20 protein-coding genes are annotated in these 23873 nt (G+C 45.6%); 17 read left to right on the plus strand and 3 right to left on the minus strand.

The window, feature by feature from the left end:
- Nucleotides 1-152: 152 nt before the first annotated feature.
- Nucleotides 153-1271: a glycoside hydrolase family 3 protein gene (locus DTHIO_RS09355; RefSeq protein ID WP_008870061.1), complete on the minus strand. Its 1119-nt coding sequence runs from the start codon at nt 1269-1271 to the stop codon at nt 153-155.
- A 244-nt stretch (nt 1272-1515) separates the two neighbouring features.
- Entirely contained in the window at nt 1516-1779 is a 264-nt protein-coding gene (locus tag DTHIO_RS20820) for a hypothetical protein (protein ID WP_008870063.1), read from the minus strand.
- Nucleotides 1780-1870: 91 nt separating this feature from the next.
- Between DTHIO_RS20820 and DTHIO_RS09365 the strand changes: the two genes are divergently transcribed.
- The 4 genes from DTHIO_RS09365 to DTHIO_RS09380 all read left to right on the plus strand — a co-directional run bounded on the left by DTHIO_RS09365 (nt 1871) and on the right by DTHIO_RS09380 (nt 4560).
- A complete protein-coding gene (locus DTHIO_RS09365; protein WP_008870064.1) occupies nt 1871-2227 on the plus strand; it encodes a helix-turn-helix domain-containing protein in 357 nt (118 codons plus the stop codon).
- A gap of 18 nt (nt 2228-2245) precedes the next feature.
- On the plus strand, nt 2246-3280 hold the full coding sequence (locus DTHIO_RS09370) for a hypothetical protein (protein ID WP_008870065.1): 1035 nt from the start codon (nt 2246-2248) through the stop codon (nt 3278-3280).
- 482 nt (nt 3281-3762) lie between these two features.
- On the plus strand, nt 3763-4200 hold the full coding sequence (locus DTHIO_RS21120; protein ID WP_161598658.1) for a hypothetical protein: 438 nt from the start codon (nt 3763-3765) through the stop codon (nt 4198-4200).
- Between the two features lie 111 nt (nt 4201-4311).
- Nucleotides 4312-4560 carry a hypothetical protein gene (locus tag DTHIO_RS09380; protein WP_244156345.1) on the plus strand — a complete coding sequence of 83 codons (249 nt, stop codon included), beginning with the start codon at nt 4312-4314 and terminating at the stop codon, nt 4558-4560.
- Nucleotides 4561-4807: 247 nt separating this feature from the next.
- On the opposite strand, the gene DTHIO_RS09385 is transcribed toward DTHIO_RS09380, so the two are convergent.
- A complete protein-coding gene (locus tag DTHIO_RS09385; protein ID WP_008870067.1) occupies nt 4808-5962 on the minus strand; it encodes an ATP-binding protein in 1155 nt (384 codons plus the stop codon).
- Between the two features lie 606 nt (nt 5963-6568).
- Here DTHIO_RS09385 and DTHIO_RS09390 point away from each other — a divergent pair.
- The 13 genes from DTHIO_RS09390 (at nt 6569) to DTHIO_RS09450 (ending at nt 23870) form a co-directional block, all read left to right on the plus strand.
- Nucleotides 6569-7177, plus strand: a complete 609-nt coding sequence (locus DTHIO_RS09390) for a transposase (RefSeq protein ID WP_244156346.1) — start codon at nt 6569-6571, stop codon at nt 7175-7177.
- A gap of 2 nt (nt 7178-7179) precedes the next feature.
- The gene (locus tag DTHIO_RS09395; RefSeq protein ID WP_144311500.1) at nt 7180-7518 is read left to right on the plus strand and encodes a hypothetical protein; all 339 of its coding nucleotides are present in this window, start codon (nt 7180-7182) and stop codon (nt 7516-7518) included.
- Complete coding sequence (locus tag DTHIO_RS09400) at nt 7519-8058, plus strand: ORF6N domain-containing protein (RefSeq protein ID WP_008870068.1); 540 nt, start codon at nt 7519-7521, stop codon at nt 8056-8058.
- A 10-nt stretch (nt 8059-8068) separates the two neighbouring features.
- Entirely contained in the window at nt 8069-8311 is a 243-nt protein-coding gene (locus DTHIO_RS22380) for a type II toxin-antitoxin system HicB family antitoxin (protein WP_008870069.1), read from the plus strand.
- A 166-nt stretch (nt 8312-8477) separates the two neighbouring features.
- Entirely contained in the window at nt 8478-8813 is a 336-nt protein-coding gene (locus DTHIO_RS22385; protein ID WP_008870070.1) for a hypothetical protein, read from the plus strand.
- A gap of 763 nt (nt 8814-9576) precedes the next feature.
- The gene (locus DTHIO_RS09415) at nt 9577-10998 is read left to right on the plus strand and encodes a hypothetical protein (protein ID WP_008870071.1); all 1422 of its coding nucleotides are present in this window, start codon (nt 9577-9579) and stop codon (nt 10996-10998) included.
- A 3-nt stretch (nt 10999-11001) separates the two neighbouring features.
- A complete protein-coding gene (locus DTHIO_RS09420; protein ID WP_008870072.1) occupies nt 11002-12450 on the plus strand; it encodes a hypothetical protein in 1449 nt (482 codons plus the stop codon).
- Nucleotides 12443-13447 (plus strand): CRISPR system precrRNA processing endoribonuclease RAMP protein Cas6, encoded by a 1005-nt coding sequence (gene cas6, locus DTHIO_RS09425; protein ID WP_008870073.1) that lies wholly within the window; start codon nt 12443-12445, stop codon nt 13445-13447. Before DTHIO_RS09420 ends, cas6 begins: the two co-directional genes overlap by 8 nt.
- A gap of 84 nt (nt 13448-13531) precedes the next feature.
- Complete coding sequence (locus DTHIO_RS09430; protein ID WP_008870074.1) at nt 13532-18088, plus strand: RNA polymerase Rpb2 domain 6; 4557 nt, start codon at nt 13532-13534, stop codon at nt 18086-18088.
- Entirely contained in the window at nt 18081-18908 is an 828-nt protein-coding gene (locus DTHIO_RS09435) for a hypothetical protein (protein ID WP_008870075.1), read from the plus strand. Before DTHIO_RS09430 ends, DTHIO_RS09435 begins: the two co-directional genes overlap by 8 nt.
- Before the next feature lie 14 nt (nt 18909-18922).
- Nucleotides 18923-20245 carry a hypothetical protein gene (locus DTHIO_RS09440; protein ID WP_008870076.1) on the plus strand — a complete coding sequence of 441 codons (1323 nt, stop codon included), beginning with the start codon at nt 18923-18925 and terminating at the stop codon, nt 20243-20245.
- Between the two features lie 38 nt (nt 20246-20283).
- Nucleotides 20284-22290, plus strand: coding sequence for a TIGR03986 family type III CRISPR-associated RAMP protein (locus DTHIO_RS09445; protein ID WP_008870077.1), 2007 nt, complete (start codon nt 20284-20286; stop codon nt 22288-22290).
- The gene (locus DTHIO_RS09450; RefSeq protein WP_008870078.1) at nt 22290-23870 is read left to right on the plus strand and encodes a hypothetical protein; all 1581 of its coding nucleotides are present in this window, start codon (nt 22290-22292) and stop codon (nt 23868-23870) included. Before DTHIO_RS09445 ends, DTHIO_RS09450 begins: the two co-directional genes overlap by 1 nt.
- Nucleotides 23871-23873 lie beyond the last annotated feature (3 nt).

The following is a 23873-nucleotide window of genomic DNA, read 5'->3' on the forward strand; positions in this document are numbered from 1 at the left end:
ACTTTTCCGGATAACCTGCCTTCCTTGGCGAGCTTTGCTTGTCACGCCTTGGCCTGATTAAATGCGTAAGCACCTCCAGGAAGATTTAAATGGACGCCTTTGCGTGAGGAAATGTTTTCGGGTTACAGGCATGGCCCGCGTTGGGCTTCAAGTTACTGCAGTTTTGACTTAAGCTGCATAATCCGTTCATAAGACTCATCAATTCTTTCCCTGGGAATCTGTCCTGCACGGACCAGATCCAGAATTATATCCCTGGCCTTCCAGGCGATATCTTGGTCATAAACAAGATTGTTCCCGAAGATTATGATATCCGCCCCGGCCTTGATGGTCTGCTCCAGGGCTGTTTCCAGGCCATACTCGTCATGAATGGCTCCCATCTGCATATCATCAGAAATGATGACTCCTTCGTAGCCAAGGTCCTCCCTGAGCATTCCAGTCAGGACCGCGGGAGACAGGGTGGCCGGCCATTGCGGGTCAAGACGCGCATTGAAGACGTGAGCGGTCATGACCATATCCATTCCAGGGGAATCAAACAGAAGTTCATAGGGTTTTAGTTCCAGTTCCTGCCAGGTATTGGTCACATCTGTAAAACCATGATGTGAATCCCTGGTGGAACTGCCATGACCCGGGAAATGCTTGAGCGCGGTCAGAATATTTTTGTCCCTGTGGGCCTTTATTACCTCTGCCGCGTGCACAGCCACCTTTTCCGGATCAGATGAAAAACTTCTTTCCAGTCTGCCGATGACCGGATTGTCCGGATTGACATTTACATCCACCACTGGAGCCAGGTTCAGGTTGATACCCATATCCTTGAGGGTAACGGCGGTTTTTGATGCATATTCATACGTCAGCTCAGGATCATCGGCTGTACCCAGCCACTGCTGGGATACGGTGGGTGGAAATCCGTATTTTTCCTTGAGCCTGGCCACCCTTCCGCCTTCCTGGTCCACAGCCACCAACAGGGTATCCGGGCCGGCAGCCTGCAGATCAGCAACCAGCTTTCTCAGCTGATCCGGGGACTGGACATTTCTGGCTGGACTTTCCAGAGCCACATCGTAATCAAACAGCACCACTCCGCCTACCAGGCCGTTTTGAATATCCCGGACAATGGGACTGTTCTCATCAACCACCAGCCCTCTGAAGCCGATCATAAGCATCTGGCCGACTTTGTCTGCAAGCTCTTCATCGCCAGCGCTGCTTCCACCGCAGGACGGAAGATTCAGCAAAAGCAGCATGATCAATAATAATTGCACCGGAAGAAAAGATTTCATGATTCATGTACTCCTGAAAAAAAGATTATAGTTCCATAATCAAAAAGTCAAAAGCAGTGTACTATAAAAATATGCAGACTTTTGCGCTCAAAAGCCTGCCCTTTACTCTATGATGTTTAGTAGCAATTCAGGGGAAAGTACCCGCACAAACCGGCCACCTGCTTCCCAAAACATTAACAGCCAAAAAGTGCGAACAGCGTCCGCACAATTTATTTTGTCGCCTGAAAAGCTCATAAGCAGCCTCTCATATAGCCAATTCGAACTGCTTACCGGGCTTGATGAGGAGTTTAAGCGATTTTTTTATACTGTGGAATGTCTTCGGGGAAATATGCCGAGCCTTGTTTCGTCTGGTTTCAAAACGGGCCTCAACATCTTCATGCAACATGGGATGCCGCGAGTCCTCAAGGGCCTCCCTGACCCTGGCTCTAAACCAGGCATCATGGGCAACCGGGTCGGTATTCAGTCCAGCAGGCATGCCTGTAGCCGCCAATGAGCCATTCAAATCCATTCCAGCAGGCAGTTGGTCCTTTTTTATATCGGGTGGGCGGATTTTTTAAAAAAACCTTGACTTCGTGTATTATGGAGTCCACAATAGTCTTATGGAAACACCTTTTGGATCATACGTCCGTGAAAAGCGCCTTGAACTGAAAAAAACCGACAAGAAGTACTCCTTGCGCCAGGTGGCAGGGAGAATCAGCGTTGAGCCGTCCTATTTGAGCAGGATTGAGCGGGGCTGGCCTGTGCCTCTGTCCGAGGCGAAGATAATCTCTCTGGCCGGGGAGCTGGGGGAAAACCCGGACCTGCTTCTGGCCCTGAGCGGGAAAGTGTCAACAGAAATCCAGGCAATTATCAGAAAAAGACCTGAACTATTCACAGAACTTATCAGGGAACTCGGGGAAATGCCGGATCATGCCGTTCTCAGGCTGGTGCGGGAAGTCCGGGATGGTGACTGGTAATAATCATAAGGAGGAATCATGATTGAGTTAAGAGACAACACTCTGCGTTTCAGCTTCCCAGATGTTCATGGGAGTGCAAGCCTGTCCATTAATTTTCAAAAGACTTTGCGCGTTCCTGATGATGATAAGGAGTATCCGCTTCCTCCGGGACTTGGCTCTTTCCCCATAGAACATGTGGATGATCATTTACACAACCTGCCTGAAAAGTGGAAAGAGCGTGGTGGTGTGATGCTGCCTATGTATCAGTCAGAAGCCATGTGGATAAATTTTAATTCCACTTACCTTTATGATCATCAAACTGATTACCCCTTTGCTGTAAAAATTGCAGCAGGCAAAATAAACGCTGTCACAGGAGAACAGTGGTCCAATGGTTTATCCCGCAATCCCCAGGATTACATGGTTATCCCAGATCAACCCTGGCTGGATGGATATTGTGTTGAAAAGGGATTTATCCGCCAGTTTGTGGCCATGCCTCTGGGAGACGGGTATAGTGCTGAAGAGCAGATAACTAAAAGTGCGGAGACGGGAGGTCTGCAGATTGAAGTTTATCCCATGAAGAGATCCGCGTTTGAAAAGAGATTTCCTATAATACAACGTGATGAAAGACACTATGTTTTGGATGAAAGTAGCGTTAGCTACTGTCTTTCTGCACCACCAGATATGTCTCTGGCTCCGGGCGGAAAAATGCGCCAGGAAATTTATGAAGATGAGCTTGACATGTCTGAATGGGATTTGAACCGTTCAGCAAGGTGTTTTGTGCATTTGACCAATTCCGAGGTCTGGAAAGCCATCACAGGCAAGAACCCTCCTTCACTTCCTCTTACTGCCAGGGATTACTCTGATTACGGTATGCCCTGGTTTGAGTATTATAGCGACTCAAAGCCATTACCTGGTGCAGAGATACTCGGAAAACTCAAAAGCATAACTGAGATGGGCAAGACCAGGCGTATTGATCCATTGCCGGAGAATGAGTCTGCTGATCCACAGAATATTGTTCATATCAGAAAGAACATGCATAAAAATCAGGTTCGGGAATGGCGGGGTCGCGGATAATACTGTCTGCAAGGAGACGATATCACATAATTTTTATTCCGACACGGTTATTGTTGATTGATCTGTCTTATTAGTTTATGCAGGTATTTAGACGAATCATAATATCCTTAACCCCCCGTCAAGAGAGAGTTGTCAAGTGGTATTCATGCCTTGTCAATGTGGTGTTTATTCAGGCTGGTCCTTACACAGTATTCTGAATCTTGATGATGGTCTGAAGGGAAGAGAGTAAAATACAAGCCCGTTCCCGCCTTTGAAGGTGGGGATGGGCTTTTTATTTGTATGGCAATAGCTCAGCAATATTGCTTTCAAGTAACTTGTTATATCACAGGAGTTTTTCATGAAATTTTTTAATTGGGTTATTATGTCATTCTTATTTATTTTACTATCAGCCTGTGTCACATTTTCAGATGATCCTGTAAACAATGTTGTTTTTTGGGGTCCACCACAGCAAATTAAAATCAGCGATGATTTTAAATATATTGGTGAAAGGAGATATCGAGAGAAGGGGGGAGCCATATTTTGGAGGTATATCAAGAAGCACTCAATATATTCATGGACATTGCTATGCAAAAGTAGACAATAGAGATTGGATAGATGAATTATTAGAAATTTCTACTGTCAGGTTGCCTCTAAACTGGTATTTTGTTCCTGGCACAGGTAAGGATGAATTATTTGGAACAGTTGTTATGCCAAACAATATTGAGTCAGATATGATGCTAGCAACGCTAGCTGAAAGGCATAGCTTGATTTTTGTGGGAAATTATGAATATATTTCATTCAACAGGAAATATTCAGAAAATCGAATTACCTATATGACTTATGCTATTAGAAATACTGTGATTCCCAGCCATTTTAGTGATGAAAAGAGAAAAGAATTTATCAGAAATAAAGCACTACGAGCATTTTCAGCAATACACTAAACTTAAGAATGGAGGTTTCTATGAAGAAAGCCATGTTAGGATCTCTTGCAAAAACTCCTGGATATCGATGATGGTTTATCAGGGATTTACTCTGGGTGGGTTCAGACAGAATTGAATGAGAGAACTCCAAGGCAAGCCGACTGGACTGAAGGTGTTGCAGTGGGCTGCAAAGATTTTGTCGAAAAGGTCAAGGAAATGCTTGGCGGCAGAGCTTGCGGCCGCAGGGTTCATGAAGTAGGCAAGTCAGGGATGTACGCACTGAAAGAACCTGTATCGGCTTACAATGATGTTTTTGAGGGTAAAATGGGGCTTCTAAGCTCCGAAAATAGGCTGTTTTGGGATATTTATCCTGATATTTAAGGATGATGGTTAGGTCCGACCCCAAAGAATACTGACTTTGCCTCTAAAACCGGGGATGCAGGAAGGCCGGGAGTTAATGTCCAGGCTAAATCAGGTTTTGCATAGCTACTCATAAATTAGAATGTTTCCGGGTGACTTATGGGGTCGGACCTGACCAGGTTGTTGAACTGATTGAGTAAATTGTCTCTACAGGGCTAAAAAATTATCTTAGGATACTTTTTTTGGGGCCAAAAACGATGAAAGCTGCCTATATGATATCTCCGTTCCAGAGCTTTGCGCAGAACTGCTCCCAAGGCAAAATCGTGATCCGGCTGCTGATTTTTTCAGGATACCTGTCTCGCGAAACAATGATACTTTTCCCTGGCCTGCACTCCTCCCCAAACAGGTGCAGCCCTTTAGGCAATTTCGATGCAGCGTGCTCTCCCGCCTTGACCTCAATGGCCACATCCGCGTCTCCCAGGATGATATCCACCTCAGATCCGCTGGCTGTCCTCCAGTATGAAACGGGAAAGTCCTTGCGGCTATAGTGCCTGTAAGCCCAGCATTCCTGAAGGATGAACTGTTCAAAGGCCCTGCCGAACTCCCTGGTCTTGGGACTGAGAGAATACCGGTTCAGCAGCGCAGAGACCAGACCAACATCAAAAAAATAAAACTTGGCAGTTTCTATGAGCCGTCGCCTTGAGCTTTTTTTCCAAGGCGGCAAAATTCTGCCGATCAAAGTGTCTTCAAGGATTTGATAGTATTCACGGATGGTCTTCACAGATACGCCCGAGTCTCTGGCAGCGTTGGAATAGTTCAGCAGCATGCCGCTGGTTGCCGCAGCCGACTGCAGGAACCTGGAGAATGCAGGGAGGTTGCGGGTCAATGCTTCAGCCTGAATTTCTTCCTTAAGGTAATCGTGAACATATGCCTGAAGATCCATGCGATAATCCGGGGAAAGGTAGTGAGAAGGCAAAAATCCCGAGACAAGAGCTTTTTCCAGATCAAAGCCCCCAAGCTCACGTGAGACCAGAGGGTAAAGTTCGAAACGCCAGGCCCGTCCACCGAGCAGGTTGACGTTGCCGCGCTTAAGTTTTCTGGCGCTGGAACCGGACAAAAGAAAGCGGTAAGAGCGATTCTCCATGAGCCAGTGAATTTCGTCCATCAAATGAGGGATTTTTTGGACTTCATCGATGACCACGGTCATGGACGACTGGGCTTCCAGGATCCGGCGCAGTCTGAACGGCTCCCTGCTCAGCAGCATGAACAGTTCATAGTCAAGGAGATCAATCCAGTACGCTTCAGAAAACTGTTGTCTGAGCAGCGTGGTCTTTCCGGTCTTGCGAGGTCCCCAGAGAAAGGCGGACCTGTTTTCCGGCAGATCAATGCTCAAAATCCGGGGAATAAAATTATGTTGTGGCATGCAGAACAGCTATGATAATTTGGAGTTCAAGTCAATTCATTTGTGATAAGTTGTCCTGACGTATAATATAATCATTTAAAAGCTTGTAGCAACATATACCAGATTGGCATACATTGTGCGTTCTGAAGCGTAACAACTGACTTTAAACGTACCCAAGTTCATATAACCACGAAAGAAAGGAGACGGGTATGAGACAGCAAACACTCTTGAATAAGATTTGAAGATTTGGGGTCGGACCTAATCAAGTTATTGAGTTGATTGTATAAATATCCTCTATATAGTCTAAAATTGGCCTTAGAACGCCCATTTCGATGCTCAAAAACCAGTTGTAAGCAAATATGCCCAGAGCCAACAGATATTTTTTGCCTGATCATGTATGGCATATTACCCATAGATGCCATAAAAAGGAATTCTTGCTTAAATTCGCCAAGGACCGTAGCACATGGGTAAAATGGTTGTTTGAAGCCAAAAAAAGGTATGGGCTACAGGTATTGAACTATACGGTTACCTCGAATCCCAGTTAAATGCGCTGCGCTGTCCTTCGGCCCCAGTAAAGCAAAAGAAAGCTTCACGGGGTAAAAATTTAACGGGACAGGTCATATTCACTTGCTGGTACACGGACATGAAGACAAAGATGCTATACCCAGATCGCTACAATTGATAGCTGGCAGGACAGGCCAGGAATACAATCAAAGGAAGAAGCGTAAGGGGGCTTTCTGGGAAGACAGGTATCACGCTACAGCAGTGGATGTTGATGAACACCTTGTTCGATGTCTGGTCTATATAGACTTGAATATGGTCAGGTCCAAAGTGGTTAAGCATCCCAATGAGTGGAGTCACGGGGGATACCCTGAAATAGTCGAGCCACAACAAAGATACCGGATTATCAATAGGGATCTCTTGCAAAAACTCCTGGATATCGATGATGGTTTATCAGGTATTTACTCTGGGTGGGTTCAGACAGCATTGGATGAGAGAACTCCAAGGCAAGCCGACTGGACTGAAGGTGTTGCAGTGGGCTGCAAAGATTTTGTCGAAAAGGTCAAGGAAATGCTTGGCGGCAGAGCTTGCGGCCGCAGGGTCCATGAAGTAGGCAAGTCAGGGATGTACGCACTTAAAGAACCTGTATCGGCTTACAATGATGTTTTTGAGGGTAAAATGGGGCTTCTAAGCTCCGAAAATAGGCTATTTTGGGATATTTATCCTGATATTTAAGGATGATGGTTAGGTCCGACCCCAAAGACAAAGAAACCCAAAGAAACAGTCGGCTGAAGGCCACCCTGGCCAATTCCCAGAGATTTACCGAGGACCAGGAAGAATATGTCAGGACAGTTCTGTCCCGGCTGGAGGAGGGCGCCCTGCCCAGAAAAACAGCTCAGAAGACCTTCAGGTCTCTGGAGAACCTGGGGGATGAACTGCTCAACCCCTTGAAAGTGCTGGCCACGCTGCAGAAAAACATTCCGGAAAGACTGCTTTTGGCCCACTACGTTGAACAAGGCAGCGCCATCTCCGGCAAGCGGGAAGTTATCCTTTCCATGTATCTTGGAGGAGGTTAAATGAGTGATCTCATACCCTTGGAAGCAATCACCGCAAAAATCATTGTCCTTAGAGGGATGAAAGTTATGCTGGACCGCGATCTGGCAGAACTATACGGAGTCGAAACCAAGGTTTTAAAGCAGGCTGTAAGGAGAAACATAAAACGATTTCCTGAAGACTTCATGTTTAAGCTGTCAAAACAGGAGGTTATGAACTTGAGGTCACAATTTGTGACCTCAAGATGGGGTGGGGCAAGGTATTACCCCATGGCGTTCACCGAACAAGGGGTGGCCATGTTGTCCTCTGTTTTAAACAGCGAGAGGGCTGTACAGGTAAATATACAGATCATGCGGGCCTTTACCAGGCTCAGGCGGATGCTGGCTGATAATGAGGACCTGAGGCGCAGGATCGAGGAGATGGAAGCAAAATATGATGAACAATTCCGCCTGGTATTTGAAGCAATCAAACAGCTTCTGTCTGAAGAGGAAAAAACCGGCCCGAAAATCGGATATCTAAGGGAAGAGGTTGAAAAATATCCGCAACAGGAACCTTCGGAATAGGTAATCGTCAATGGATAAAAGCCAGGCCGGACAACTCATAAGAGAGACCTTTGAAAGCCCTTTTGACAAGGACCGCTTTAAGGCCTTCGTCAAAAATCTCCTGAACACCGTGGAAGATGCTCCGTTCATCTACAGGGGCAAATTCATTCCGGATGCCAATGTAAAAGAAGCGATACAGCTCTGGATAGATACTGCCAGGGAATTTGGAGACCCTGTTCCGGAACCCAAAGGACGTCGCCTGATGTATGCCTGAGGAGTTGTTTACATCCCTTACCAATACCAGTTGCCCCTTCAGGGTCCGCCTCACAAAACGGCTAAAATGTTGTTCTGTATATCAATCCAGGCTGAATCCCGGCATATCTCTGGACCTTTGTGCCTGTCCCGGTCAGCCACTATCTCGCAACAAGGAGAAGGGATAAATGATTGGAGCTATTGCCGGAGATATTGTCGGATCGGTTTACGAGTGGGACAACATCAAGACCAAGGATTTTGATCTGTTCACCTCGCGCAGCTTCTTTACCGATCTCGCCCCGCCTTGGGACAGCGAAGACCTGGAAGAGATGGTTGACGAGCTCGAACCGCTGGACGACGCGGCAGGTGAAGACATGGCCCGAGAGTTTATCAGGGGCTTGAGCAACCAGCTAAGACTTTGGCTGGCCAGGGATGGAGTTGGCAGGCAGTACAGAATGGATTTTCAATGCCCGAGCATGGTCATTTTTTGTTGGTCAAAAATGCAGGGGAAGGGACAAGTATAAACAATGAAATCAACGTTCTGGGAACCCCTGTTGAAGATGCTTATCAAATGCTAAGCTGATTATAAGTAAATATTAAGTAAATGCTGAGCAACTGCTAAGTTAATGATAAGCTAATGCATAGTAAATACTAATAAAAATAAGCAGTTCATTCAGATGGTTATTTCTTTTGATGGCATTCCACACAACCCATCAAAAAATGCTGGCTCTCCACTCACTTATTTTTAAAACCTGTCAAATCTCTCTCAAAAAAACAAGTGCGGTGGTGCCAATAAAAGATTATTGAAGTTTTGTATAATTAATTCAATATCTTACGTTAAATCTAGAGTGAAGAAGTGCAAAACGGTTGAAACTTATTTAGGTTTTAACTACTATAAAGGAAAAGCTTGAAACAAAAACCAGCAGCCTGCCACTTATTCTGGAGGATTCGTGCTGTTCATCTTACACCCTCTCCAATCTGTCCGTCTTTATCTTACTCCCTTTAATTTAGTCTTTAAGTCAGTCATCTTACTTTTTATATTAAAAAATTATTTTATCGCAATCTCTTTTATGTACAAGATGCCTGATTGCAAAATTTTATTTTGTAATTCATTACGATACCATATATAAAAAGACAGCATCAATCAAATGGTTGTCTATTAAAGTATTTATGTTTTTTCGATATATGTGATATATCAATTTTAACTTGATACATCATAATAATTGTTTAGCCAATGGGTATTGGATAACATGTTTATTTTAATTTTATTATAAAAGGATATACGATATGAGTGAAATATATAATATGATAAAAGATTGCAGGCTGTATCGTAATAAGGTTCAAATTAATTCACAAGAATATGTTAATTCTAGATCTGTAGTAAATTATAATAAAAATGACCAAGATATCAATTATGATATAAAAGATATTTTATTTTTGTGCGCATTGAGCGGAACAGACTGTCTTATGACAGGTAAGACAGGTGCAGGAAAAACGCACCTTTCTTCACTGGCTATGCAGGCTCTTTTTGGCGATGAGCATAGAGAAAATAAAACAGAAATAGATGATAACAATGAATCAAGATACATGGAAGGGTATGTGAATAAAACCATAACCCCTTCCATGCGTCCCCAGGAGTTTTTGGACATAAGTTATAAATTATTTATTGAAAGCGGAGAAAGTCTCAAGGGTGCCATGGAGAAAACTCCCATTCTACAAGTTCCTGGGGTTATTCTCAATGAAGCCAACCGAGCGCCAGGATTTGTGCAGAATTTTTTGATCCCTTTTTTAGATAAAAAGATGGATATTGAAGGAAAATATGTTGATGTAGGTGTGGATAACGGCGTCCAGAACTATCAGTTTCGGACTATTACAATCAATGAAGGGGAAGAGTACGAAACCACAGCTATGGACAAGGCCCTGCGGGATCGAGTGGGCCTGGAAATTCCAATGGACGGTTTTTATCAAAGCTCCAGTGACTGCCTGGAGATGCTGAAGAAGATGGCCAAATCCAAATCAGATAAAGATAATGATGTTAACCTTGAAGAACCTAGTATGTCCATGCCTGAACTTTCCGGAAAAATAGAAGGACTGGTTAAAAAAAACCGGGAAGTATCATTTCTTCTTCTTTATCTTTCAGGAATGAGCTACTGTTATAAAGTCGCTCAATACAATGTCTGGCCTCCAGTTAAAGAGCTTATCCAGCTGAACGAGGCTTTCTGTTCGGATTGCCGTTATGCCGCTGCCACTGAATTAAACAGCGAGCATAACATCTGCGGTTCTGTAAGAGCGCTATCTCAGAGAGCTTTAAGACAGCTTCTGCGCCTTTCTCAGGCAGTATGTGTCGGAGCTATGATTCAAGAGAGTCGACTGAATAAAACTTCAGAGTTTGTTGTTCAGGAAGAAGATGTCTGGGCCATTGCCCCTCTGGTTTTGTATAAAAAGCTCCAGCTCTCCCAAAGATGGTTGAATGCTCATGCAGGTTCAGAATGGATAGCCCTGCTTTCAGCTATAGAGTTGATCAGGAAGCGCTGGGAAAAGATTAAAGAGAAGAATATACTGGAGCACGCCATGAAAGCAGATGAAGGTCAGGCCCTCAATGAGAAAGTAATGCGGGAGATCAGGGATTACGTGAGCCGCCAAACAGACTACTGGGTCTTGAGACTTTTTCCAACCTACAGGGCAGAGACACTAAGAATCAGGGAGTAGCACTTGGATTTTAAAAGCCTGGGCCAGGAACTGATTGTCAGATGGACATCTGACAGCAGTCTTTTTTCAAGAGTCAGGTCCGTGTGGAACTGGAACCTCCCTCTGACAATGTATTATCACCCTGACAGGGCCAGGCAGGAAGAGCTTGATATCTGCCTGAAAAAAGCCAGAATAATATGTGGTGGTTTTTTGCAGATCTGCCCTTATAACGGAAGCTACGAGAGAGTCCTTTTACGCAAAGTCCAACAGAGGCTGAAGCATTCTTTTTTTAAGTACAAAAGACGATACGTGGTCAGAATGTTTGCTGAGGTTGTGATTCTGAATGCATTTGCAAAGCGCAGCGATTATTTCGCCGACTGGGAGAAGCTTTTTGTCGACACCCTGGACATAGAGTACCTGCAGGGTACCTGGGAATATAAAGTACGCAAAGAGATTTACAACTGGATTTTTGATTCTTCAAAATGCCTGCTGAAATCTGACATGGACAGCATAAATTTTTCAGAAAACAGCCGGGACTGGCCCGAAGCTGTAAGCCGGTTCGCCGACTCGATACAGAAGTTTATTCAGAGCATCGAAGACAAAAATAAAAAAGTGCTCAAGAGCTGTAAAATTGAAACCAGGGGCTCCAGCTCGCACGCTAAGTCAGAAAAGATAAAAAAGGAGTTGCAGACGGAAACCCTGGAATGGATGAATAATATTCAAAAGCTTGAATCAACTGCAATGCGCACCTATAAAAAAGGCCGGGCATTAAAAAAGTCTCACTTTCAGCCTCTTACTGACGAGCCCTGGGTGCCCGGGGCAGAACTGAACTGGTTAAGACCTGTACTGGTGCCCTGGGAACCTTATTTTTTCCCCTCAACTCCTGACATGCATATAGATATACCTGAAAAAAAAGAGCAGGACCCGAGGCTGGTTTTGATTCTGGACAAATCAGGAAGCATGCTGGAAATGAGTCAGAGCAGGCTTTACTACAGCATACTTGAAACCTGTATCAGAGCCTTTGCAGAAATACCTTTCACTAACGCAGCGGCAGTAAATTTTGCCAGGAACTTTCATAGCTCCGGCTGGCTTGACAAGGGGTCATATCAATTACTCCAGAAGCATATTTTAAGTATGCCCGACCCTGAAGAGTCAAACTTTCCGGGAGAGGAGATCCTGGAACTAGTCCGCTCTGAAACATCTGAAAGAGAAGAAACAGTATGCATTATTTTTTCTGATGGTATCTGGCTCAACAAATCCAAGGAGCTAAGTGCCTTTTTTGAAGGTATTTCGAAAGAAAAAGGTCTAGAAATGGGGATGATTGTACCGGAGACGGCGGGACAGGAAAGTACAGCTGTAAACCTTGCCCGCAAAAACGGCTTATACGTAAGGCGTCTGGTAAATCCTGAGCTATGCACAAGTGTATTTGAAGAACTTTATCAATCCATGAGCAGGGAAAGAGCGTATGCTTGAAAACAACCACCTGGAACAGCTAAGAATAATGACAAGCGGGCTGCACGTGCTTGAGCTGGAATTTACTGCTGTCTTCAGGATTTCTGGAAACCTGGGGGACAAAAAAGGAGAAAAGGTTTATCTTCCACAGGTTCTGAGGGGGGGATGGGGACATAAATTCAAGGAAGTGTGCTGTGACCAGGAGCAATGGAGAGAAGTTCACAGTTGCCCCGATGAGTGCCAGTGCGCTTATGGCACAATATTCTGCTCCAGGCCGGGCAATCTTTTAAGTTCCCTGGGCAGTGGTCAGCAGATTCCAAGGGCTTACCGGGTCAGTGCACCATTTATCAGCAACAGGGTGGATGCAGGCCAGGTATTCAGATTTCATTTCAATCTTTACGGTAAAGCAATTCAAGCCTGGGAACCATGTGCAGCTGCATGGATGCAGCTGAGTGAGTCCGGAATTGGTGTAAACAACCGCATTCCCTTTCAGATCACTTCAATAGTCAACAAAAGCGACTCCAATCGATTGATCTGGACCATGGATCAGCCAGACAGAATTTATCCGCCTGAATCTGCTGTGATAGAAACTGGAGCAGGTCGCAGAGCCGAGATGGTGCATATCAATTTTACCAGCCCGTCTCTTTTCGCTGTGCAGAATCTGGGCAAAAAACTTCCTCCCTGGAAACTCAATCCTGCCCAGCTGGCCCAGACGGCAATCAACAGGATAGCCCGTCTGGCCGAGATATGGGGTGAGAATAGGGTAGAGCCCATCAGGCTGGATTACAATTCTGACAAGCAGCCCAGGCTTATGAGATACAGGCAGACCGGGAAGATGACGGATCAGCGCAGTTCTCAGCAGGAAAAAAACAGGCAGCAGATCAGCGGATGGACGGGCAATCTGCTTTTCAGGGGGGATGCGGGTATGTTCGCTGAGGTCATGGAGTTGGCCGCTCCCCTGGGAATAGGTCAGAATACCACGGCAGGTTTCGGCAGTTATCAGGTTTATCCTGTATGAGTACCCCCTGAATGGTTACGATTTTTCGGCAATAAGCATTGAGAACCGCTGGAAGGGCTATATAATAGAATTAAAGGACCAGATATGAAACAGGATCCTAATCGTCAGGAATTTGAAAGTTTTATCCAGATGCATGATGCCCTGCAGAAGACAGATTTGCATCTAAAGGGTATGCACGAGATGCTTTATGATGCAGCCGGCAAGTGCGGCCCAGGATGCAGTCTGCGCTATATAAGTTATTTCTTCGAATCAGACGATACCCGGCCCGGTCAGAACAGGTTCTGGCTTATTTTGAAGCTGGAAAGAGAAGGCACCAAGATACATGTGCCGGCCACGAGTTTTCCCTGTTTTACCGAGAATGGCACACTTCTTTTTTCAGGCAAGTCTGGAGCAATACAGGAGCGCAGGCCGATATGGCAGGTGGTTTTCAGGCAAGAAAAAGATATTCTTCCGGCAGACTGGGAGGAAGAGAGGAAGAATTTAAAGGAAAATATCCAAAAATACGGCTTGCATCCCAGGTGGTGCAGGCTTTCTTCCCTTACACATCGTTTGAGATATTTCCTCAAAAAGAACCTTGAAAAGTGGAAAAGTCGTGCAGTTACAAATTCTTATGCTGCTTCAGTTTTACTGGCAGGCAGTCTGGATGAGGCGTTTTATTCCACATTCTACCGGAGAGTGGATCATTTCCCCCTTGCAGACACAACCAACAAGCTGGCAGAAACAGCCCAGGGCCGACAGGTAAGCGCCAAATCTCTTCGCTGCCACAGAAAGACCATGATCGGCTCCAAGCCAGAGGATAATGTGCGAAACCTTTTGCCGGAACATACAGGAATGATCTGTCCGGTGGAAACTCCTGAGTCCGAAAGTATTGGCCTGGTCATGCATCTGGCACGAAAGGCCCGTCCGGAACTGTGGTCTCAAGACGCAGCCTTCAATGAAAATGATCAAAGAAGTGAAGAAGGAATTTTAAAAACTCCTGATCCGGACAACTTTCTGGGCTACTCAGCCTGCATGGTCCCATATATTCAGCATACCGATCCAACCAGGGCCATGATGGGTGCAAAAAACATGAAGCAGGCCCTGTCTCTGACTCAGGGTGAAGCACCCCTTATACGCACCGGGCATGAAGAAGAAGTTTTCGGCAGAGGGGAGCATGATCTGGATATGGACATCGGCCGTAATCTTCTGGTGGCTTACCTCCCCTGGTACGGGTTCAATTATGAAGACGGCATAGTGATAAGCAGGAGCGCAGCGGAAAAGTTTCTAAGCGTGAAAAAACACAAATTCGGGCCGTACTTTTGTCCTGGAAATTATAGACCGGCTAATCCGGACAGCAAATGGCGCAAACTGGACCGGGATGGCCTGGCCCCCCAGGGCCAGGAGGTGAAGTCCGGTGATGTTCTGGCCGCCTTTTATCCTGTGCGCTGGAATCATGACTCCAGGAGTAAAAAAAGGCAAATAGTTGTAAATACGCTGGCCGAACCCTTGCTTGTGCGTGTTCCTGACCATGTCCAGGGAAAACTGGTCAGGTTCGAAGTGGTTTGCCTGGAAACAAGTGACCTGCCCTTGCCCCGTCATATTACCAGAATGGCAGTGCATATGGAAATAGAAGAGAGCAGGCCTCTTGAGCCCGGAGACAAAATAATGGGCAGGCATGGCAATAAGGGGGTGATCAGCAGAATTCTGCCAGACAGGGAGATGCCTTATTTTCTGGACAGCATGCATGGTATAACCGACCTACGTTCCAGCAGTCATTTCCATGGAGAAGAGCAGGCCCATACCCATGTTGAAGTTATTCTCAATCCGCTGGGAGTAATCGGCAGGATGAACACAGGCCAGCTTCTGGAATGTCACACCGGACTGGCTATGCGTTGTATTCCAGAAAGAATGGAATTTTACCAGAACAGCGGCATGCCATTTAGTTCTGTTGACATTGAGTCATTAAGGCAGGACCTGTTATCCACGAAAATCGTGGATGAAACAGGTAAAGCCCGCCTGTTCTGGAGGGATGAAGCCGGAAATCATGTGCAGACCGGCCACGCATCCATGATCGGGGTGCAATACCTGATGAAGCTTGATCATATGGCCAGAGACAAGTTTCATGTCTGCGGTAAAAAGCCTCCAAGATGCATGATCACCAACCAGCCGGTAAAAGGCCGGAGTCGGGGAGGGGGCCTGAGGCTGGGAGAAATGGAGAACTGGTGCATTATCGAGCGTCAGGCCTGGGATGTCATTGACGAACTGCTGCAAAAAAGTGAGCCTGATGGACAGGTCAGCTCCAACCAGGCCTTAGAAGATATTCTCTATGCCCTTGGCCTGGAGCTGGTCTGTGATGATAAATCATATGTATTACGCCCCCATGATCAGTCATATGAACATCCACAGGTTTCCAAACCTCTTTCCAGGGCTGTAAACAGAAAAGATGCAGCCTTAGACAAGACTTCTTATGACCAAAGTATATTCGGGCAGGAATCTCTGAAGTTTCTAAAAAAGGAAGCCAGGTCCGGGCTTTCTGCATCAGGATGGGGCGTTATCAGGCTGCCTTTTTCTGTGAACCATCCCCTGTTGGATGCTTATACCTCCGCTGAGCTGAAAATATCAAGAATACCTGTACTGCCGTGCAGGTACAGGCCGTTGCTCAAATCAGATGATGAGCGTTTTATTACTGGTACCCTGGATAATATCCATGACGTACTGCTTGAATTGTGCTCATATTATGACGGGCTTGAGACACGCAAGAAAGAAAAGCTGGCCCAGATCCTTAAAGATATAAAAGAGCAGGATGCCGATATTTTCAGTTTTGTATCCAAATGGCTCGAATGCCGCCTGGATACAAAGACATCTCTTCTGCAGGTCAGGCAGCTTGGATCTGGTGCCTCGAAAATCAAGTCCAGAATCAAAAAGATCTGTGCCGCTCAAACTCAGAAAATTCAGCAGAAAGAGAGTAGTAATGCCGGGTTGTCGGTTATTAATGAGCAGCTTCTGTCCAATCAGGTGTTTGAAGCCAGGCAGAAGATCATTTGCTGCCTGAAGATTTACTACCAGTACCTGGTTGACCTTCTACAGGGCAAGCCTGGACTTTTGCGGGGCCACATCCTGGGCAGGCGCTTTCCTTTGTCAGGCCGGGCTGTCATCGTTCCTGATCCAACCCTGCCTCTTGGCCGGGTACGTATACCCGGAGCTATGTATGACGAGTTTTTTGAGCATTCGGACCAGGAAAACTGGATTCTTCTCAACCGCCCTCCGAGCCTGCTGCCCAGCAACATCCAGGCTTTTTCAGCCCAGCACGGTGGCAGCAGCAAGGTTATAAAGCTAAATCCCGGACTTTGCGCTGGATTCGGGGCTGACTTTGATGGCGACCAGATGAGCGCTTTTGCCCTGCATGCCGAAAATGCCCTGAACCAGGCCGAAAGTCTGATGCGTCCCGGGGCCATGCCATTAGCCCCCAAAACAGGACAGCCCAATCTGTCCATGAATCTGGACATCAGGCTGGGAATTTATCTTGTCCAGCAAGCTCCGGAAAAGCTTGATGAACTTCTTACAAAATACGGTTTAGAATCAACTGACAAGTGCAGTTTTTTTGAACAACCAGATATGGAAAAAAATCTTAAGGGACTTTCCAAAGAAAAAAGAGAAAGTTTCATGGCCGATGTTTTATGGCTGTGCTTTAAAGAAGCTACAGAGTCCGGTCTTTCTTTCAGCTTTTTTGATCTTGTGCAGCAGCATGCAAAACCAGCCAGGATGGACCAGGACTGTGAAATCCTGGAGGTTGACGCTTACAAGGCAGAGTATGGCGATGATCCTGTCAGCGAAGCCAACAAAAAGGCTCGAAAACTTGTGGAGACCAGCCTTCATGCAAAAGACAACCATTCAGCCATAGCCATTCTGACTAAAAGCAAAGCTGCCTCAAAGCTGGAGCAGACAACTCAGCTGCTACACTCCAGAGGAGGGATCCGCCTGCCTTTTGATCCGGCCAAGAATAAGGCTGGGGTGATTCATAGAAGCTATACCTCCGGGCTGCATCCCGCAGACTTTTTTCTCTCTGCCTGCGCTACCAGAGAAGCCATGATGTATAAAAAACTACGTACGGCTCATGGAGGATATTTTACCCGCAAACTGGTAGAGGCCGGGTATCAGGGTGCCCAAGTATCAGGGACTGAACAGGGTGTTTTTCCAGAGCCTTTCTATGAGATGCAGGGGTTTCCGGCTGGGCTGTTAAGCGCGCACCTTTTGGGCGAAGAGGGAACTCAGGCTGCCATGAAAGTTTTTCATACCGGTCAGACCGAAAACCTGGACCAGATTTCCTCTGTACTGAAAATGATCAAGGCACCTCCGACAAGCCCGGAAGAGACTGTGCAGATGTGCCGGGATATTGCCGCGGAACTAAATATCAAGGACGGGGACAATAAAAAAGTGTTCTGGTCCATTGTGCTGCAGTGTCTGCATAAAGCCGGTCTGGGGATAGAGGATCTTGGCCCAGAACAGGATAATATTCTGGCAGCGCTTAGTTATGGGCATGTACGCAAGGTTCTTGGCCGTGCTCTCACAAGAGAGCACGAGCACCGGACTCAGATGAACTTAAAGGAAAAATTTATTCTGTACAACAGGATTCGAAAACTAAAGGAGAAGCAGGATGCCTGAAAGAACTCATAGACGCTCTCCTCCAGGAACTCTTGATGAAAGGCCGCTGGAGCAACCCTCCTGGACATACTCAGATATGCTGGAAGAGGAGGAACTGGAAACAGAAGATCACCTTGATGACAACCAGGGGCTGGAAGTCCTGGAGCAAAGTCCGGTCACAGGAGATGACCTGGATGATGAGCTGGATACGCAAGAGGAGGACGAGGCGGCTCTTTTTGATCTATCCCTGGACCATGAATATGTCACGGCAGGAGTTGAGCCGGACATACGCATAATTGAATCAGCAAACTCTCCCAGCGGCTATATGTATTATCTCTTCACTGCCCGACTGGTTCATTATGGTTTAAGTAGCTACCAGGAGATGTATTCAAAGTTTTTAGAAAAACATGAGTTTCTGGATAAAACTGCCAGGTTTTTTATCGAACACTTCAGGGAATGGCTGGATCATCTGGGAAGCCCTGAGGAACATAAATATATACCGGCTGTATCTCAAAAGCAGATATATAAAAACTGGGGTTCAGACAGCGACATCAGCACCAAGGCTTCGGAACTCTTCAATCATCTGCACATAGCCCTTCCCGGAGGCAGGATCATTTTATTGAAAAATTATCTCAGTCAGGCCAAGCAGGAAGGGCCTTCCACTTATTCCATTCTCAGGGAGACTGGTTTTCTGGTGAAGTCAAATCCCGGCATTTCTGCGGCAGAACTGAACAAACAACTGACCGCCAGGATTCGCAGCTGGAATGAAAAGTGGGCGGCCTGGGAAATAACTGACCAGCAGGCAGGTGAGTATCTCAAGAAGCTTATATCTCAAGTTTAAATTAAGGAGGCTGGATGCTTATTTTTGCTGCTCAAAGCATGGATCATATTGTCCAAAGACTGAGCGAACGAGGACATGGTATGCAGATTCGAGAACTAAGTTCTTATCTGGCGGAAATAAATCAATACCTTCCCCGGGACTGGAGAATCAAGGCCTCAAAAAACTCTTTTTTTGTACGTATCCAAAAAGATCTGCCGTTCAACCTGGTAGGGAAATCCTATATATGCAGCAACAGCATCGATGTTATTCATTTTATACTCACTGCCTTTAAAATTGAATTTGATGACCTAAAAAATATTCCCAAAGGAGTAGAAATTCCTTCTGTATGCCGCCCCAACCTTTATTATTTCCAGAAACCGTTCCCATATTCAGGGCATTTAAGTCCGCTCTGGGCCAGGCAGGCCGAGAAATACGCCCCTGAAGACATTTTTGAGTACCATCTGGTCAAGCCCTTGACCAGCAAGGGGGTTGTGCCCGGGATATCTATGTGGCTGCAGTTTCACACTTTGAATGGAACCATAACCCGGGTCCCGGAACCTCCCGATTATACCCACCACAAAAGCTACTGGATGCTCCTGAGTGAAAGCGACCTGGACCTGTCTCAGAAAAAACGCCTGAAAAGATACAAAGAAGAACTCCAAAAAATAGAGATTGATTACACTTATCAGGCTCCGGATAAAGAAGGTCGTCTGGAGTACAAATATTTGACAGAAGAACCTTTTGACTCTGAGCGCCTGCAGGATTTTGATCTGTACAACTATGTAGGCCGAAACAGTCTGCAGATATACGATACATACCTGGATACAAAAGAATATGATCTGCACTCAAAGAATATATCTATCCGCCTCAGGCAAATAAAATTCAAGAAAAAAGATTATTTTTTCATTGATATGAAAAGAGGTTATATTCAGAAAAAGAAGAAGTACAAAAGGGCAAAAGAAAGCTGGTCCATATCTCCAGTTAGAGCAGAGAAGATTCTTGAAAGCAATTCTTTTTCCTATCCCGTCTCCACTGTGCTTTCTTTCTTAATGGAGGATCACTCCAAGTTAAAGCCGATAATAAAAATTTACACAGACAGAAACATATTTCTGCTGCAGAATAAAAGAAATATGTCCAGGACTGAAATCAGGTCTGATTTTGTCAAAGCTGCAGCAAATGCCGAAGACAGTTTTGATGAATGCCTGAGAGAGCTTGAGATTCAGGGGATCAGCGATACATCAGAGAATACAGGTACGCTGGCCAGATATTTAGAAGACAGCCTGGATCTTCGTCCCTCAGAGATTACCAAGCTGGACTGGGCCCTGGGGCTGAATCAAGTCCGGCATTCAGTGCAATAGATATAGGAAGTTTAATTTTTTGCGAAGGAGAAGAGAGTATGAGTAAAGATCGTGAGTTTTTCATCAACCCTTACACTTTTGTTCCCCTGGACAAGTCCGGACCGGTTATCGAGGTGCCAGAGAATGGACCCGACAATGCCCATCATCTTTATTTTGAAAAAGATTGTTTTACCGGCAGGCTTGAGGTTGAGTTGAGCTTCATTACCCCTGCAGTGATACCCGGAGATCAACAGGCCGGTACTGAAAAAGCTCCAGGGAGCATTAAACTTTACCGGCATAACGATAAACTGGCTATCCCAGGCTCCAGGCTCAGGGGGCATCTTTTTAATCTGATGAAAGCCATTAATTCTTCGCCAGTTACTGCCTATAATGACCGGGCTATTCTTGCAAGAGAACCGGGCGATCATCAGAAAGGCTACATTATTCAGGAAAACGGGCAGCTTTATGTAGTCAAGATAAATGATGAAATACTGATGGCTGCTCAGGATAGGAGTGGAAAACTTTTTTTTGAACAAGGCAAGCCTAAAACCAAATTAACTTTATCAAACGGGGCCGATATTATAGAATTTAATGTCGATTCACCAAAAAGTGGAACATATGGTGAACTTCACTATGGTCACCCCAAAAACAAAACTGGAAAGTACAAAAAATATCTGAGCGACAGTTCAGGAATTTCAGTAACTGGGAACTGGGTCTATTTTCCCTCATGGTCAGGTCAGGATGGTTTGAACGAAATCAAGGATATCAACAACAAAACCAAAGCTCATAAAATCGATGCTCACATAGTTGATATAAAACAAATCAGCAACAGAAGGTACAGGCTGGATAAGGATGTTGTCGAGAAATTCCAGAAAAATGTATCCGAAATGGCCAAGCTGTTACAGGACAGAGGAGAATGCAGTTCCAAGGTTTACAACAGGGTCAGGCAGATGTCTGAACTCAAGCCCGGCATGTTTGTTTATTTTGAGGCAAACGGCGACACAGTAACCTCCATTGGCAGGCACTACAGGTATTTAAGTCATCAGGGAAGCATCGAGGAGACAGTTGAAAGAACCAATAAAGAACTCAGCAATAAGACATGTCTGCTGCCTTTTACCGGAGGATTCGCCAGTGACTCAGACAGCTCAGAGGGCCTTAAGAGTAGATTATGGGTGGATATGGCAAGATGCATTACAGATGAACCACCTGTTGAAGAGAAAAATTTAAGGATACTATCCTCTCAGCCACCCAAGGCGGCTTGTTTTTATCTTAATGGCAAGGGGTATGATGACAATAAAGCCACAATCAGAGGCCGCAAGTTTTACTGGCATGATTCAAAATGGCGCTGGCAGCTCTGGGATAACCATGATCAAAAGTGCGGCCTGCATGCTTTTGAAAATCCATTTCCAAATGAGAACAAAAAACAATGGGCAAGGTCAGAAGTCATTATGGCTGATGAAAACACCCATGTTTCTTTCAGGTTCAGCATCAGGTTCATGAATCTTTCCAGGGACGAAATTTATCTGCTCATGACTGCTATTGAGGGCTTTGATAAAAACGAGGACGGTAAACAGTGGATGCACAAAATTGGACATGCCAGGCCTTTTATCGGCAGCGCCTGCATGACTGTCAACTCAATGCATGTGCTGGGCTTTGATTCACAGTATCTTAAACCAGTTGTACAAAATGATGATCTGGAAGTAATCAGGGATGATTTGGCTTCCTGGCAGGAGAAGTTTGAACAGAAAAGAAATATTCAGGCCTTGAAACGAATAATGTCTTTTGAAGGTGCGTATTATAAAGCAAAGACAGCTCGAATTATGTATCCTGTCAAATATAAGGACAACAGTACACCAAATTGGAAAGACAGTAGTGATGCTCCAAAAACTTTTGAATGGTTTGTCAAACAGGATAAAGGAAAAGTTCCTCCTCCTGTCTTGCCGGATCCAGCCAGTGATGAGCCCCAGTATTTACCCATCAACTGGACACCACAGAATAGAGGCGGACAAATGCCGGGTAAAGGACCTCAGGGTAAGAAAAAATCAAGCAAAGGAGGCAAGCGCTAATGCAACATTATGTCTTGTTGGATGCCATAGGCATACAAAAATACATATTTGACACCAATACATTGCGTATCATTATCGGGGCCAGCCAGTTTCTGGACAAATGGCAGCAGGAGTGCAGCAAAAGATGGCCAGGCAATGTGCTGGTTTCAGGTGGTGGAAATATTTTAGCGGTTTTTGACAATAAGACAGATGCAGACAGTTTCAGAAAAGAAGCCATAAACATTGCTCCTGCCGGCATGGAAATAGCCTGGGCCAACGCTGAGGGCAAGCCTGGAGAGACAGGTCCTGGCAGTGACAATGCCATCTGGAATGAACTGCAAAAAAGGATATCTCTTTTTAAAAGCGGTAATCGTGACTTTTCTGATTATGATCAGACGTTTTTTCAGCCTGTTACACCTGGTTGTCATTATTGTGGAGTCAGGTCCAGAGATGGCAAGGGTGCCCTTGATGACTATAATAACAAGAAACAGCCTGTATGCTCTGTATGTCGTCCCAGATACGATAAAGGAGGCAGGACTGGAGATGTTTCTACCTCCATGGGAAAGCTTTGGGAATATGTAGGAAATAAGCAGTTTGATCCTCCCTTTCCTCTGGATCTTGCTGATCTGACCCGCAAGGAGAATACAGCAGAAAATGTCGGGGAGGCATCTCATGATTTGATGGCTGTAGTTGTAGTTGACTTAAACGATATGGGTGAGAAGATAAAAGATGTGGTCAATAAAGAAGGTTTTAAAGGGCTGAATAGTTTTTCCCAACAGTTAAAACTGGATATTGATGAGGTGTTTGCTGCCCTGACAGATGATTTTACCCCTAAAAGCGAATGGTGTGGACGCAAGGCCAATGATTGTTTTCTTCGACTGCGTCCTTTGCTTCTCGGCGGTGATGATATGGCCCTGGCCATGCCTGCGCCCTTATGGCCTGAGTTTGTGAACAACCTGTTGCGTGGCCTGGCAGGCAAGGGATACCCGGCATGTGCAGGTGTTGTGGTAGCCAAACATACCTTCCCCATCAATCGCCTGGTGGAAATGGCTGAAGAGCTAGTGGGTTCTGCCAAGGCCATGGTGCGTTATAGAAAAAAGATCGCTGGAGAATCAGCACTTTCTGCAGAGTATCAGTGCGCAGTTGACTGGCATGTGCACCAGGAAACAGCCTTTGGTTCTCCCCTGGCTATACGTAAAAAGCATTTTGTAACAAAAGGACTTCGTTTCAGCAGGGACCATCAGGCTGGAGAAGCCATAATCCAGGCGGCAACATGCAGGCCTTACCTTTTGCAGGATTTTTCAGATCTGACTGAGACAGGAAGAAAGCTTTCTGTGATAAGCAACTCAAAGTTGTTTGCCCTCTACAATGCCCTGCGTTCCGGATGTCAGGCGACTCGGGATTTCCTTACTTACGTCTTGTTGCGTGATGATAATGAAAAGCTGACCAGCTATTCCCCTGTGTGGGCGGAGGTTTTGAAAAATCAGAGCAAATGGCCGATGTGGGAGGACTTTTCCGGTCCAGATATGGATGTTCAGGCGTGCAGGACCCAGATGCCTGACGTGCTTGAGCTGTTGTTTCTGACCAGGCCTGACAAATAAGGA

Source organism: Desulfonatronospira thiodismutans ASO3-1 (genome assembly GCF_000174435.1).
Classification (GTDB): domain Bacteria; phylum Desulfobacterota; class Desulfovibrionia; order Desulfovibrionales; family Desulfonatronovibrionaceae; genus Desulfonatronospira; species Desulfonatronospira thiodismutans.